This is a genomic window from Rhodoferax sp. UBA5149 (assembly GCF_002413825.1).
Taxonomy (GTDB): Bacteria; Pseudomonadota; Gammaproteobacteria; order Burkholderiales; family Burkholderiaceae_C; genus Rhodoferax.
The window spans coordinates 1-11,493 of record NZ_DHXT01000057.1; the positions used below are offsets into that span (position 1 = coordinate 1).

Here is an 11,493-nt window from a genome sequence, read left to right on the forward strand (position 1 = left end):
ACAGAATGCAACACTACACTAGTGCGCGCAATCTCATCCTCCAGGCCTTGAAACGTCTTCATGGCGGCGTCGGATGTGCTGTTGCCCATTTCACTCTGGAAGATAGCCATGTCGGCCTGCAAGGCGCGTAGCTTGGTGCCCAGCGGGTTGTAATTGTCAATGATGCGTTGCGTGGCTTGTGACAATTCAATCGACCTCTCTGCCGTCGATTTCAAGGCTGCGTCGACGCCTCGCATGTTTTGCTGCCAACCTGACGCGGCTTGCCCTGTCTTGTTGAATTGAACCTCCGTTTTCTCCCCACTGGCGGTCAGCTTGTCGAGGTCAATCCCCGCCTTGGCGGTTTGCGTCGTGTCTACAGCGAGTACAAGGCTTGCGGTTGAATCGGTCATGATGTTTCCTTTTTATAAAAAATGGCTTTGTCAGTCGAGGTGTTATCGGTGCTGCGTCAGGCCATGCCATCAGCAGCGAATATTTCAAGCAGTGCCGACTCACCCGCAGCATTGCACGCAGCGACGGCCATCTCTGCCACACGGGCCGAGCGCTCATTGCGTGACAGCAACATGCCGAGAATGTCGTATTGCACGAAGCCCCCGGCACGAGCGGCGGCCAGCACACCATCCACCAGAGCGCGGGCGTCATGCGCATCTTTTGGTGCTGTCTTGGCTGGGTTGCCATAGGCGCAGTCAGCCATCAGCAAAAGAACCCCTGCGGGCGCCACGTCGAACCCGCTCCCGCTGGCCTTCGGTTTGAATATTCCTTGAATGCTCATGTTTTCGTCCTTAGTGCTGGTCAGATAAGGGTTTCTTGCGGCGGGGTAGCCTGTGCCGAAGGCTTTAGCGAAGGCTTACCGATAGGCTTTGCCGATGGCATCGGTGCGGGTAAGATTTCCGGCGCGCTTGTGTCCACCAGGTCAGCGCAAAACTCTTCGGCAATGTCGGTGGTGGCCGTGATGTAGGTCAGCTCATATTCGAGGTTTGCGTGCTCGTGGTCTGAGTAGTTCGTCAGGTAGTCGCCCAAGTGGTCGATACGGTCGCGCAGCACCAGCAGGCGGCGCGTCAACATGGCGATGGTCTTTTGTGCTGCCGGGTCACTGGCAATCAGCCCGAATTGCTCGCAGACGGCCCGAAGTTGCCAAGGGTGCGCCACGATGGTGACGGGGTCCTCAATGCCGTCCTGCTGGGTCAGCATGATGGCCGGGCCGCTCTCGTCGCTGAATTGTTCGGCCGTCAGGTGATAGTGTGTGAAGTTGGTCATGGTTGTGCTTTCAGTGAATCAGGTTTTTGAATAAGTTGGCTGGTCGTGCGGTCAGTCGCCGATAGGTTCCGTGGTCGTCAGTGCTGGCCAAATTGCCCGTATGTATGGCAACCTGTAAAGGTGATACACGCGGTGTCCTATGGCTCTGCTTTTCAGCATCAGGTGAAAACTCGGCTGCAACCCGCATGGATAAAGGGTTTTCTACCTTTTCAGCCATAGTCACGCCGTGACGTGGTCCGCCATTCCATGTGTCACGCGGTGACCTAATTTTTGGCCCGATTACGTCACGGCGTGACGTGGTAGCTGTCACGGCGTGTCCTGCGTTAATTTTTTTTTCAGTGGCCTTTTTGACAGAATCCTCGGCTGCCTGAATCAGTTGCGCACCGTGCTCCACACTTTCGATGCGCTTCCATTCGTTCGTCGCCTTCATTTCCGTCAGCAGCTTTGCGGGAATGTCATAGCACTCAGCGTCCGTCACACGGTAGAGCGTGGGAAGGCGCTGCCCTCCCTTGGTGGCACCGCCCTTTCGGGTCACCGCAACCAGCCCCACGGCACACAGGGCGCGAAGGCTTCGGGCGAGCGTCATATGGTGGCCGATTCCGCAGCGCTTGGCACGGCTCAGCGGCAATGACAGGTCGCCATTGTTGTACCCCTTCAACTCGCGTAGCAATGCCAGGTAGGCCATCACATCGTGCGGCGACAGGGCATTGAATGCCGGGCTGTCGTACAGGTCGTCATAGATGCGCAGGCTGTGCCCGCGCGGGTCTCGGTATGTCTTGGGTTTGCTCACGGTTTAGCCCTTCGCCTGCTTTGCAAGCCACGCGTAAATCATGCGGCGGTCTCTCAAGGTCAGGCTGTAGACGCCTGGGCGGCACGGCTTGTCGTCACGGTCAATGAAGCTGATTCGCTCGCATGGCACATCGAGCCCACGGCGGCGAAGCTCTGCAACCAACTCGGGCCCGTTGCTGCAACCAACAATGCTGTCGAGGTGTTCACGCGGTACCGGCCGACGCAGCAGGGTATGAATGGCGCGAAGCTGGCGCGGGTTTTCTGTGCCCAGAAAGTAGGTGGGCTGGGTAGAATTCAGGCCGGTGATTGTGAGATTCTTGGCGGGTGCAACTTTGCGAGAGTTGCGCCCGTTGCTTTTTGGGGCTGACATTACGCAACCACGGCACCGGCGGCCTGAGTTGCAAGGAACTGGCGGACGTCCCCAACCCTCCAAGCGGTCACACGCTCGGACAGCTTCACGGGTTTGGGGAATTGGCCAGCGTTGCACTTGCGCCAGAGCGTGGCGCTTGAAAAGGGAACAACCTCCAGCACCTGGGGCTGGCGCATGAAGCCCGTTGCGGGCAGGTTGTCAAAAGACGGTGTGTTATGGATTGACACGGGGTGCACCTTTCAAAGTTGGTGCCCCGATGGTGATTTTTCGTCACCACAAAGTCACACCAAGAAACTATTTCTTGGTGCAGAAATACGCGCTAGTTATCGGATAAGAAATCCGCTGGCAGCTCAAAGTTAAAGTTGGCTGTGACGGTCTTTTGCATCACGCCATTTACTGCAAAGTATGTCCAATTCACCTCTGCTGGGAAATCAATTGCGCGAGTGAGCCCCGGTCTCCAGGCCCATCCAGTGACCCAGCCATTTTGTGTTTTCGCCAGGGCAATGCAGCCCCAATCCGGCCATAGACAGACCCAAGTGGAGAGCGGCGCGCCCTCGACCCGTTCGGCCTTCTTTATCGCCGCGTGAACGTGTTGCTCTTGAGTGATTCCGGCGGCGTTCCAGCCTTCAACAATCCACAGGTCTGCAGCTTTAGCGCTTTCATGCAAGGCCGTCATTCGCCACTTGCGCGCCATGGCAACGGCAACGTTTCTAGGGTGGTCTTTGGGTCTGCCACCAACCTTTATCAGTCGATAGCCAGTGGGTATTTGATTGTCTGCCATGCATCCCCCGTGCAGCCCCGCATAAGGAGCCACCAGCAGGCCAGCGGGGGCTTGGCTTTTCGCGCAGGTTTCGACGCTGCGCTAGCTGGGGCAAACTGGTTTATGCGTTTATCAGTTGCTCCCGCAATCTCGCAACTCGAAGGCGCGCACCAGCCAGGACATTTTCAGCGCGGTACACGTCTATTTCTCGCAGTTCGATTTCATGCCGTAACGCTATTTCGGCTTCGGCTTTCTTGGGCTGCTGGTTGCCACGGTAGCGCCATAGCTCTATCGTGCCGTGCATCAGATTCTTGCTGCGCCGGGGCTGAACCACGGGTGTCGTGAGCATGGACTGGAAGGCGATGATTTGGGCGGTCTCAGGCATGGCTCACCCCGCCTTAGGCGCAGACACTTTGCGGCTTTTGGATGGCTTGAATTTGAGTATATGGGCCGGCTCAGATGTTTCCATTGCCCTCAATACGACTTGGTGCTTGATGGTCGATGCAGCCCACTCATGGTCATCAGGATGGTTTGCAAAATGAGAAAGCGCAGCATCTGCAATTGAACGGCCTTTGTCATCAAGCCGCGCTAAGAATTTGCTGAGGCCTTCAATCGCGATTTGAAGGCCGGTTGTATTTGCATCGTTTACAGTGTCAGTAGCCATTTTCAAAGTCCGTTTCTTTGTCGGTGGTCAGGCGGCATTGGTGGGCTCAATCACCGTTGCCGCCGCCTATTTGCCCCACATAGACCGCCGTGGGGCTGGGCGGTGTCACTCGCTGGCGCTATCCCCGCCTTTGACGGCCAGGTACTTAGCATGAAGGTCTGCCAGGTCTTGCATGGCCCCAAGATAGGCCGCCACCCATGCCTGAATCGGTGTCTCACCGTTGACCCAGCGTGACGGTGTGTTTTTGCTGACTCCCGTTTTCCTGCAAAAGTCCGATTGCTTCCATCCGAGTTTGGCCAATGCGGCGGTGAATTGGTCGGGTGTCATGGTGGGGAACCTTCACATCGTTATTTTGTTGGTCTGAGTGTATCGCATATTTCCCTTTATGGGTACAATTTAATACTATACGTCACCATTACTTAACATAACGTCCGTCGTATGAAGTAGATAAATTGGATAACTTTGTACCCAATCCGGGAATATCCATGTGAATCAATCACTTGCACGGCATGCTTATTTGCTTGTTTTTTGTGCATCCGTCAGATGGCGTAGAGCGGTCAAGTTATCCACAGGGCAGGTTCTGGCGTCACGCCTTTTTGAACTGAAGCACGTCAGCGCCAGCACGCAGCTTGTCCATGTAGTCCGCCCAGCGTTGCATCATTTCCCTGCGTGCTGGCAGGTGTGCCGTGCGGTTGTAGGCGCGTCCGTTCGGGTCTTTCACCGTGTGTGCCAACTGGTGTTCTATGAAGTCCACGCGCTCACCAAGCACTTCGTCCAAAATGGTTCGAGCCATTGCGCGGAACCCATGGGCAGTGTGCACGTCCTTGCTGTACCCCAAGCCCCGCAAGGCGGCATTGATAGTGTTGTCACTCATAGGACGCTCACCAGTGCGCAAGCTGGGGAACACGTAACGACCGTGCCCAGAGATTGGGTGCACGCTGCGCAGTATCTCCAGCGCCTGCGTGGACAGTGGCACGATGTGGTCTACCTTCATCTTCATTTTGCTGCCGGGTATGCGCCACTCTGCCGCCGCCAAATCAATCTCAGCCCACTCAGCCGTTCGCAATTCACCGGGACGGACGAACACCAGCGGAGACAATTTGAGCGCGGCCACGGTGCATGGATGGCCGGTGTAATCGAATATCGAGCGCATCAGGTCGCCGGCCTGCTTTGGCTCGGTGATTGCAGAAAAGTGCGCCTTCGGAATTTCCGCCAGTGCACCGCGAAGGTCCGCGGTTACGTCACGCTCTGCCAGCCCCACCGCCACCGCATACCGGAATATCTGCCCGCATATCTGCTTTGCGCGGTGTGCCGTGTCGATGGAGCCCCGCGTTTCAATCTTGCGCACTGCCTTGTCCAGAACGTCACGCGGGCCAATGGTGTGGATGGGCAGACTGCCGATGAAAGGGAACACGTCATGCTCCAGCAGGGTCGTGATGCGGTCTTGGGTAACGTCTTTTCTCTTGGCAGCCGTCTTTTTGAGCCAGGTGCGCGCCACCAGCTCAAAAGTGTTTGCCGCTAAGTCTGCCTTGGCTTGCTTGTCTTCCCGCTTGGCAGTGCTGGGGTCAATGTCCTTGGCCAACTGTTCCCGGGCCTTGTCTCGGCGCCTTCTGGCGTCTGCAAGTGAAACGGCTGGGTAGACCCCCAGCGCCAGCGTCTTCTGTTTGCCCAAATATCGGTAGTTCAAGCGCCAGTACTTGCCGGTAGCGTTGACCAACAAATACATGTTCCCACCATCGGCGTATTTCTCACCGACTGCACTTCCTTTGGGCTTGACGTTTTTCACGAAGGTGTCGGTAAGTGCCATGTCAGTCCCCGGTTTGATGGTATGTCACATACCAGCTTTGACGCCTACCATCATGGATACCATCAAATTGCTGGTATGTCATGTTACCCCGTGAGACCCTGCAAGGCAAAGAAAAACCCGCTATGCCTAGGAGACACGCGGGTTTTGAGATGGTATGGCACGTTGAGAAGTGTTCACTTGGTGCGGCTGGCGGGGATCGAACCCACGACCCTTGGCTTCGGAGGCCAATACTCTATCCACTGAGCTACAGCCGCAAACTGAAGGCTGCATTGTAGATGTTTTCGAGAGGGCGACGGCTATAATCGCGGGCTGCTTTCAAAGCCCCCGATTTTTAGAGGACACCATGAGTGACAACCACCACGCCGCTGCGCACGATGAGGTCCACACCGGACCCGTCAAAAACCCCAAGCAACTGTTGCTGACGGTTTTTTTCTCATTCGTGATTCCCATCTTTGTCATCATCGGACTGGTTTACTACGTCACATCGGACAAGAAGCCCGCCGCCGGCGCCGTGAACCCGGAAAAAGCGCTGGCCGCCCGGATCCAGAAAATTGGGCGCATAGAAATTCGTGATGCCAACCGGCAACTCAAGACCGGCGAAGAGGTCTTCAAGGCGCAATGCACGGCCTGTCATACTGCGGGTGTCGTGGGCGCTCCCAAATTTGGCGATGCGGCGGCTTGGGCGCCCCGCATCGCAACCGGCTATGAAGCACTGCTGAACTCTGCCACCAAAGGCAAGAATGCCATGCCGGCCCAAGGTGGCGGTGATTTTGAACCGCTGGAAATCGGCCGTGCCGTGGTGTACATGGCCAATGCCGCCGGTGGCAAGCTTGAGGAGCCCAAAGCCCCGGCAGCCCCAGCAGCAGCAGCTTCGGCGGCAGCGCCGGCAGCGCCCGCTGAGGCCGCCAAATAAGGCAGGGCGGCAAGGGCTCTGGGAAAGCCGGTCATTGGCCGGCTTCTTTATTGCTTTTTAAACCTGTAGCCCGCGGCTACATTGCGTGAGGAGCTACTTTTTTTGTAGCAAATAGGGGCTAGGCACGTAGCGAAACTGCTGCGGCAAATCGGCGCCAAGCACGTCCTGTACTGGCCACAGGCCCTGCTCGATGGCGTCCGCCGCTTGCCCCATGTCCATGGTGTGCACCAGGCCAAATCCGATATCCGTTTGCAGATACACGCGCCCTTGCTCATCAAGCAGGCAGCGCTGCACGCGCGCGGCTCGGCCGCAGTGGTCTTCAATCGACAAGTCATGGTTCACACGCCAGATCAGCGGGGTGGCTTGCAGTTCCACATAGACGCGCTGGGGTCCGTTTTGGAAATACCACTGTCCCTGCGCATCCGCCTCGTAGTTGCGGTGGATGAAGTCAATGAGCTTCTCGTGCTTTAACTGTGAGCCTTTGCTCTGCGCCGTACCGCCCACAAACGGTCCCTGGGCTTGAACGCGGTCGTCGCGCATGTACCAGTTGCCGCGTGCGTCGAGGCCGAGCCAGCCGTAGCAATCGGGCACATTGGGCCATTTGGCCAGCGCTTGTTTAACGATGTCATCCATCAATAGCCTCCATCGCTCAGGGGGTTGGAATTTGGGAAGCCAGCCAGCCGCCCACCGCCATCGGCATGGCACTGACATGACCGGGTATCGGACCCGCTGGAAAACCGACATGCCCGCCATGGACTGGTTGCCACAGCGTTACCCAGTTGCCCACATCCCGCTGGTGGGGCAGGCACCAGGCGGGCACAAAGGGGTCGTTGCGGGCGTTCACCACCAGCGCCGGGATCCGTATCTGACGCAAATGCGGCTTGGCCGATGCGCGCGACCAGTAATCTTCGGTGCTCTTGAAACCGTGCAAGGGCGCTGTGAACACATTGTCAAACGCATACAGGTCGCGCGCGGCGCGCAAGGCCTCTGCATTGAACAAGCCCGGATGCTGCACCAGTTTTCGCAGCGCTTTGGGTTTCATGGTGTTCAAAAACCTGCGGGTGTAGACCAGCCGGTTAAAACCGCGTCCGATCGCCCGACCGCTGGCGGTCAGATCGAGGGGCGACGACACGCTGGCCACCGCGTCAACCACGCGGGCCGCCTGCTCCCCCATTTCTTCGGCCCAGCGCAAGAGCGCATTGCCCCCCAGCGAAATACCGACCGCCAGGATAGCCCCCTGATGCTGCTGGCGAAAACGCGCCAGCATCCAGCCAACTTCTTCAAAGTCACCAGAGTGGTAAGCCCGCGGGCCATGGTTCAGCTCGCCACTGCAGCCGCGGAAATGCGGCACGGCAAAGGCGAATCCACGCGTTTGGGCAAAGTCGGCAAAGGCCTCGGCGTAGTGGCTGGCAGAGGAACCCTCCAGCCCGTGGAACATCACCAGCAAGGTGTCACTGGGTCGTGTCTGCAACCAGTCCACGTCAATGAAATCATCGTCCGGGGTGGTCCAGCGTTCGCGCCGGTACTGCGGCGGCGGCCCCACCCCCCGGCGTGCGTACAAGGCCGGCCAGATGGTTTGCAAATTGCCGCCGGGCAGCCAGGCAGGTGCTACATAATTCATAGCAGTCTACGTATATAATACGGGGGCCAGAGGCCTATTTGTTCAATGAAAGACATGGCCGGCTTCGCTGATTTCCGATGCCTCCTGTGGCGACCCGGGACTCGCATGGTGGGCCACCATGCGCCAGCCCTGCGCCGTCTTGTGGTAGACGTTGGTGGCCGTGACATAGGCTTCGCGCGGCCCCTCGTCGGTCAGCACTTCAATGCGCTCGCGCACGTTGTGCACGCTGCTGGCCATCGATTCGATCTTGCGCACCGCCTCCGGCCAAGCCCGGATACTGGCGTTGGCAAACATGGCGTCAAACGCGGCCCGAATGGCACCCGCCCCGATCAATCGCGGCCCGCCCGGGTGCACGCAGACGATTTCATCTTCGTCCGCCCAACAGGCCATGAGTTTGTCGATGTCAGCGGTCTGCAGCGCCTCATAAAAGGCGGCTTCAATATCATCGGCAGATCCGCCGAGGGTTGCGGCCTGCTTTTTTGCTTTGGACATGGTGGTGTGGTGTGGACGTTAGGGTAGATTTTGCCGTGATTTCAACATGCGCTCTTGCGCAACAGCACCATGGCGCCAGTCAGCGCCCTATTTCATGCGCCCGCCTATGCGACCGTTCCGTTCCGCAAGCTGGACAGCTTAACCCCAATGAACTCCCCGGTTCGCCGGTATTGAATGAGGCCTGCACCCTGCGGTGCGCCCCGGCTGGGCTCACAAACACAAAAGCCCTGATCTTTCCAGAGCAGGGCTTTGAACGTGGCTTGAATCACCCAAGGCGGTGCCACCCTGAGCGTTCGCTTATTTCTTATCGCGGTATTTCCGCAGCGCCGCCAGCTGGGCCACCATAACGACCAGTTCTGATTGCGCGCGGGCGATATCGATATCCCCTTTGGCATTCTTGAGCGCTTCTTCCGCCGCAGCCTTGGCCGCATTGGCTTTCTCGTCGTCCAGGTCTTTGCCACGAATGGCGGTGTCAGACAACACCGTGACGCAGTTGGGCTGCACTTCGAGAAGGCCACCGGCGACGAAGATGAATTCTTCGCTGCCATCGGTTTTTTCAATACGCACCGAACCCGCCTTGATGCGCGTGATCAGCGGTGTGTGGCGCGGGTAAATGCCAAGCTCACCCGCTTCACCGGGCAGGGCGACAAAACGCGCCTCGCCTGAGAAGATGGACTCTTCGGCACTGACCACATCGACGTGGATGGTGTTCATGTTGAACCCTGCCTTAGATTTTCTTGGCTTTTTCGAACGCTTCGTCGATCGTGCCAACCATGTAGAAGGCCTGCTCGGGCAGGTGATCACACTCGCCGTTGACGATCATCTTGAAGCCGCGAATGGTCTCGGCCAGACTGACGTACTTGCCGGGGGAGCCGGTGAACACTTCAGCCACATGGAAGGGCTGGGACAGGAAACGCTGAATCTTGCGGGCACGTGCCACAGCCAGTTTGTCTTCCGGTGCCAATTCGTCCATGCCCAAAATCGCAATGATGTCGCGCAGCTCTTTGTAGCGCTGCAGCGTGCCTTGCACGGCGCGAGCGGTTTCGTAGTGGTCCGCACCGACAACCAGCGGATCGAGCTGACGGCTGGTGGAGTCCAGCGGATCGACTGCGGGGTAGATACCCAGCGAGGCGATGTCACGGCTCAGCACCACGGTGGAATCCAGGTGGGCAAAGGTGGTGGCAGGGCTTGGGTCGGTCAAGTCATCGGCCGGCACGTAAACGGCCTGAATGGACGTGATGGAGCCGACTTTGGTCGAGGTAATACGTTCTTGCAAACGGCCCATTTCTTCGGCCAATGTAGGCTGGTAGCCCACAGCGGAAGGCATACGACCCAACAGGGCGGACACTTCGGTACCGGCCAAGGTGAAGCGGTAAATGTTGTCCACAAAGAACAGCACGTCTTTGCCTTCGTCGCGGAACGATTCGGCGATGGTCAGACCGGTCAAGGCCACGCGCAGACGGTTGCCCGGGGGCTCATTCATCTGACCGTAAACCATGGCAACCTTGGACTCTTCGAGGTTCTCGAGGTTCACGACGCCGGAGTCGGCCATCTCGTGGTAGAAGTCATTGCCTTCGCGGGTACGCTCGCCGACACCAGCAAACACCGACAAGCCGCTGTGCGCCTTGGCGATGTTGTTGATGAGTTCCATCATGTTCACGGTCTTGCCCACGCCGGCACCGCCGAACAGACCCACCTTGCCACCCTTGGCGAACGGGCAAATCAAGTCAATCACCTTGATGCCGGTTTCCAGCAACTCTTGGGACGGATTGAGTTCGTCGTAAGCGGGGGCCTTGCGGTGAATCGAGGCGGTTTGCGTCGCCGCAACCGGGCCGCGCTCATCAATGGGCGCGCCGAGCACATCCATGATGCGACCCAGGGTGGCTTTGCCCACCGGCACCATGATGGTTTGCGCGGTGTTTTGCACAATCATGCCGCGGCGCAGACCGTCAGAAGAGCCCAGCGCAATGGTACGGACAATGCCGTCACCCAGCTGCTGCTGCACTTCGAGGGTCAAAGTGGAGCCATCCATCTTGAGCGCGTCATAAATCTTGGGCATCTTGTCGCGTGGGAACTCCACGTCGACCACCGCACCGATACACTGAACAATCTTGCCTTGGACTTGAGCCATTTTTTGCTCCAAAAATAAATACGTTTAAACCGCTGCACGTGACCGGATGGTCACACCGCCGCTGCACCCGCGACGATTTCCGAAAGTTCTTTCGTGATCGCTGCTTGACGCGTTTTGTTATAGATCAGCTTGAGCTCGGCAATCACGCTGCCGGCGTTGTCTGTCGCTGACTTCATGGCCACCATGCGCGCCGATTGCTCGGACGCCATGTTTTCTGCCACCGCCTGGTACACCAGTGCTTCCACGTAGCGGACCAGCAGATCGTCGATCACGGTCTGCGCATCGGGCTCATAGATGTAATCCCAACCATGCTTGGCACCGGTTGCCGCCTCTTGGGCTTGCGTCTGGGCCTGCATCTCGTTGGGCGACAGGGGCAACAAGCGCTGCACCACGGGCTCCTGCTTCATGGTGTTGATGAACCGGGTGTAACACAGGTACACCGAATTCACTTCACCCTTGGCATAGGCATCGAGCACCACCTTCACCGGGCCAATCAGCTTGTCCAGGTGCGGGGTATCGCCGAGTTGCGTCGCATGCGACACGACCTTGGCGCCAACGCGCGTCAGAAACCCGAAACCCTTGTTGCCGATGGCCACCGCTTGCGTGGACACGCCAGCCGCCTGCAGATCACGCAGCTTGTTGGTCACGCCGCGCAACAGGTTGGTGTTCATCCCCCCGCACAGGCCCTTGTC

Annotated in this window: 18 protein-coding genes and 1 tRNA gene; 1 reads left to right on the forward strand and 18 read right to left on the reverse strand. The window is 58.1% G+C overall.

All coding sequences use genetic code 11. From position 1 onward, the window contains the following. The 12 genes from B3V69_RS04485 to B3V69_RS04540 form a co-directional block, all read right to left on the reverse strand. Nucleotides 1–389: hypothetical protein (locus B3V69_RS04485; RefSeq protein WP_296444189.1), on the reverse strand; the 389-nt coding region annotated here is incomplete at its 3' end. 56 nt (nt 390–445) lie between these two features. Then, the gene (locus B3V69_RS04490) at nt 446–769 is read right to left on the reverse strand and encodes a hypothetical protein (RefSeq protein WP_296444190.1); all 324 of its coding nucleotides are present in this window, start codon (nt 767–769) and stop codon (nt 446–448) included. Between the two features lie 20 nt (nt 770–789). Further along, nucleotides 790–1,254: a hypothetical protein gene (locus B3V69_RS04495; protein ID WP_296444192.1), complete on the reverse strand. Its 465-nt coding sequence runs from the start codon at nt 1,252–1,254 to the stop codon at nt 790–792. Nucleotides 1,255–1,264: 10 nt separating this feature from the next. Beyond that, complete coding sequence (locus B3V69_RS04500) at nt 1,265–2,044, reverse strand: hypothetical protein (protein WP_296444194.1); 780 nt, start codon at nt 2,042–2,044, stop codon at nt 1,265–1,267. 3 nt (nt 2,045–2,047) lie between these two features. After that, nucleotides 2,048–2,413 (reverse strand): hypothetical protein, encoded by a 366-nt coding sequence (locus B3V69_RS04505; protein ID WP_296444196.1) that lies wholly within the window; start codon nt 2,411–2,413, stop codon nt 2,048–2,050. Further along, complete coding sequence (locus B3V69_RS04510; RefSeq protein ID WP_296444198.1) at nt 2,413–2,640, reverse strand: helix-turn-helix transcriptional regulator; 228 nt, start codon at nt 2,638–2,640, stop codon at nt 2,413–2,415. The genes B3V69_RS04505 and B3V69_RS04510 overlap by 1 nt, the downstream gene beginning before the upstream one ends. A gap of 92 nt (nt 2,641–2,732) precedes the next feature. After that, nucleotides 2,733–3,194: a hypothetical protein gene (locus B3V69_RS04515; protein WP_296444200.1), complete on the reverse strand. Its 462-nt coding sequence runs from the start codon at nt 3,192–3,194 to the stop codon at nt 2,733–2,735. Nucleotides 3,195–3,294: 100 nt separating this feature from the next. Next, a complete protein-coding gene (locus tag B3V69_RS04520) occupies nt 3,295–3,558 on the reverse strand; it encodes a hypothetical protein (RefSeq protein WP_296444201.1) in 264 nt (87 codons plus the stop codon). A 3-nt stretch (nt 3,559–3,561) separates the two neighbouring features. Then, a complete protein-coding gene (locus B3V69_RS04525; protein WP_296444203.1) occupies nt 3,562–3,837 on the reverse strand; it encodes a hypothetical protein in 276 nt (91 codons plus the stop codon). A 105-nt stretch (nt 3,838–3,942) separates the two neighbouring features. Then, entirely contained in the window at nt 3,943–4,164 is a 222-nt protein-coding gene (locus tag B3V69_RS04530; protein WP_296444205.1) for a helix-turn-helix domain-containing protein, read from the reverse strand. A 259-nt stretch (nt 4,165–4,423) separates the two neighbouring features. Then, entirely contained in the window at nt 4,424–5,644 is a 1,221-nt protein-coding gene (locus B3V69_RS04535) for a tyrosine-type recombinase/integrase (protein WP_296444206.1), read from the reverse strand. Nucleotides 5,645–5,822: 178 nt separating this feature from the next. Continuing rightward, nucleotides 5,823–5,898 (reverse strand) — tRNA-Arg (locus B3V69_RS04540). Between the two features lie 89 nt (nt 5,899–5,987). On the opposite strand from B3V69_RS04540, the gene B3V69_RS04545 reads away from it, so the two are divergent. Continuing rightward, a complete protein-coding gene (locus B3V69_RS04545) occupies nt 5,988–6,557 on the forward strand; it encodes a c-type cytochrome (protein WP_296444207.1) in 570 nt (189 codons plus the stop codon). Nucleotides 6,558–6,650: 93 nt separating this feature from the next. Here the strand turns inward: B3V69_RS04545 and B3V69_RS04550 are convergent, their stop codons facing one another. From B3V69_RS04550 to atpG, 6 genes are all read right to left on the reverse strand, one after another. Then, nucleotides 6,651–7,190 carry a DUF2946 family protein gene (locus tag B3V69_RS04550; RefSeq protein WP_296444210.1) on the reverse strand — a complete coding sequence of 180 codons (540 nt, stop codon included), beginning with the start codon at nt 7,188–7,190 and terminating at the stop codon, nt 6,651–6,653. Between the two features lie 16 nt (nt 7,191–7,206). Next, on the reverse strand, nt 7,207–8,178 hold the full coding sequence (locus B3V69_RS04555; protein ID WP_296444212.1) for a YheT family hydrolase: 972 nt from the start codon (nt 8,176–8,178) through the stop codon (nt 7,207–7,209). Between the two features lie 42 nt (nt 8,179–8,220). Next, the gene (locus B3V69_RS04560; protein WP_296444214.1) at nt 8,221–8,670 is read right to left on the reverse strand and encodes a YybH family protein; all 450 of its coding nucleotides are present in this window, start codon (nt 8,668–8,670) and stop codon (nt 8,221–8,223) included. A 297-nt stretch (nt 8,671–8,967) separates the two neighbouring features. After that, a complete protein-coding gene (locus B3V69_RS04565; protein WP_296444216.1) occupies nt 8,968–9,384 on the reverse strand; it encodes a F0F1 ATP synthase subunit epsilon in 417 nt (138 codons plus the stop codon). A 13-nt stretch (nt 9,385–9,397) separates the two neighbouring features. Continuing rightward, nucleotides 9,398–10,801 carry a F0F1 ATP synthase subunit beta gene (atpD, locus tag B3V69_RS04570; RefSeq protein ID WP_296444218.1) on the reverse strand — a complete coding sequence of 468 codons (1,404 nt, stop codon included), beginning with the start codon at nt 10,799–10,801 and terminating at the stop codon, nt 9,398–9,400. Between the two features lie 50 nt (nt 10,802–10,851). Beyond that, nucleotides 10,852–11,493: ATP synthase F1 subunit gamma (atpG, locus tag B3V69_RS04575; RefSeq protein WP_296444221.1), on the reverse strand; the 642-nt coding region annotated here is incomplete at its 5' end.

Coding starts and splice junctions, on each gene's coding strand:
- B3V69_RS04550 (WP_296444210.1), bottom strand. CDS start 7,190: ATGGATGACATCGTTAAACAAGCGCTGGCCAAATGGCCCAATGTGCCC.
- B3V69_RS04535 (WP_296444206.1), bottom strand. CDS start 5,644: ATGGCACTTACCGACACCTTCGTGAAAAACGTCAAGCCCAAAGGAAGT.
- B3V69_RS04490 (WP_296444190.1), bottom strand. CDS start 769: ATGAGCATTCAAGGAATATTCAAACCGAAGGCCAGCGGGAGCGGGTTC.
- B3V69_RS04555 (WP_296444212.1), bottom strand. CDS start 8,178: ATGAATTATGTAGCACCTGCCTGGCTGCCCGGCGGCAATTTGCAAACC.
- B3V69_RS04530 (WP_296444205.1), bottom strand. CDS start 4,164: ATGACACCCGACCAATTCACCGCCGCATTGGCCAAACTCGGATGGAAG.
- B3V69_RS04505 (WP_296444196.1), bottom strand. CDS start 2,413: ATGTCAGCCCCAAAAAGCAACGGGCGCAACTCTCGCAAAGTTGCACCC.
- B3V69_RS04565 (WP_296444216.1), bottom strand. CDS start 9,384: ATGAACACCATCCACGTCGATGTGGTCAGTGCCGAAGAGTCCATCTTC.
- B3V69_RS04525 (WP_296444203.1), bottom strand. CDS start 3,837: ATGGCTACTGACACTGTAAACGATGCAAATACAACCGGCCTTCAAATC.
- atpD (WP_296444218.1), bottom strand. CDS start 10,801: ATGGCTCAAGTCCAAGGCAAGATTGTTCAGTGTATCGGTGCGGTGGTC.
- B3V69_RS04545 (WP_296444207.1), top strand. CDS start 5,988: ATGAGTGACAACCACCACGCCGCTGCGCACGATGAGGTCCACACCGGA.
- B3V69_RS04520 (WP_296444201.1), bottom strand. CDS start 3,558: ATGCCTGAGACCGCCCAAATCATCGCCTTCCAGTCCATGCTCACGACA.
- B3V69_RS04560 (WP_296444214.1), bottom strand. CDS start 8,670: ATGTCCAAAGCAAAAAAGCAGGCCGCAACCCTCGGCGGATCTGCCGAT.
- B3V69_RS04495 (WP_296444192.1), bottom strand. CDS start 1,254: ATGACCAACTTCACACACTATCACCTGACGGCCGAACAATTCAGCGAC.
- B3V69_RS04515 (WP_296444200.1), bottom strand. CDS start 3,194: ATGGCAGACAATCAAATACCCACTGGCTATCGACTGATAAAGGTTGGT.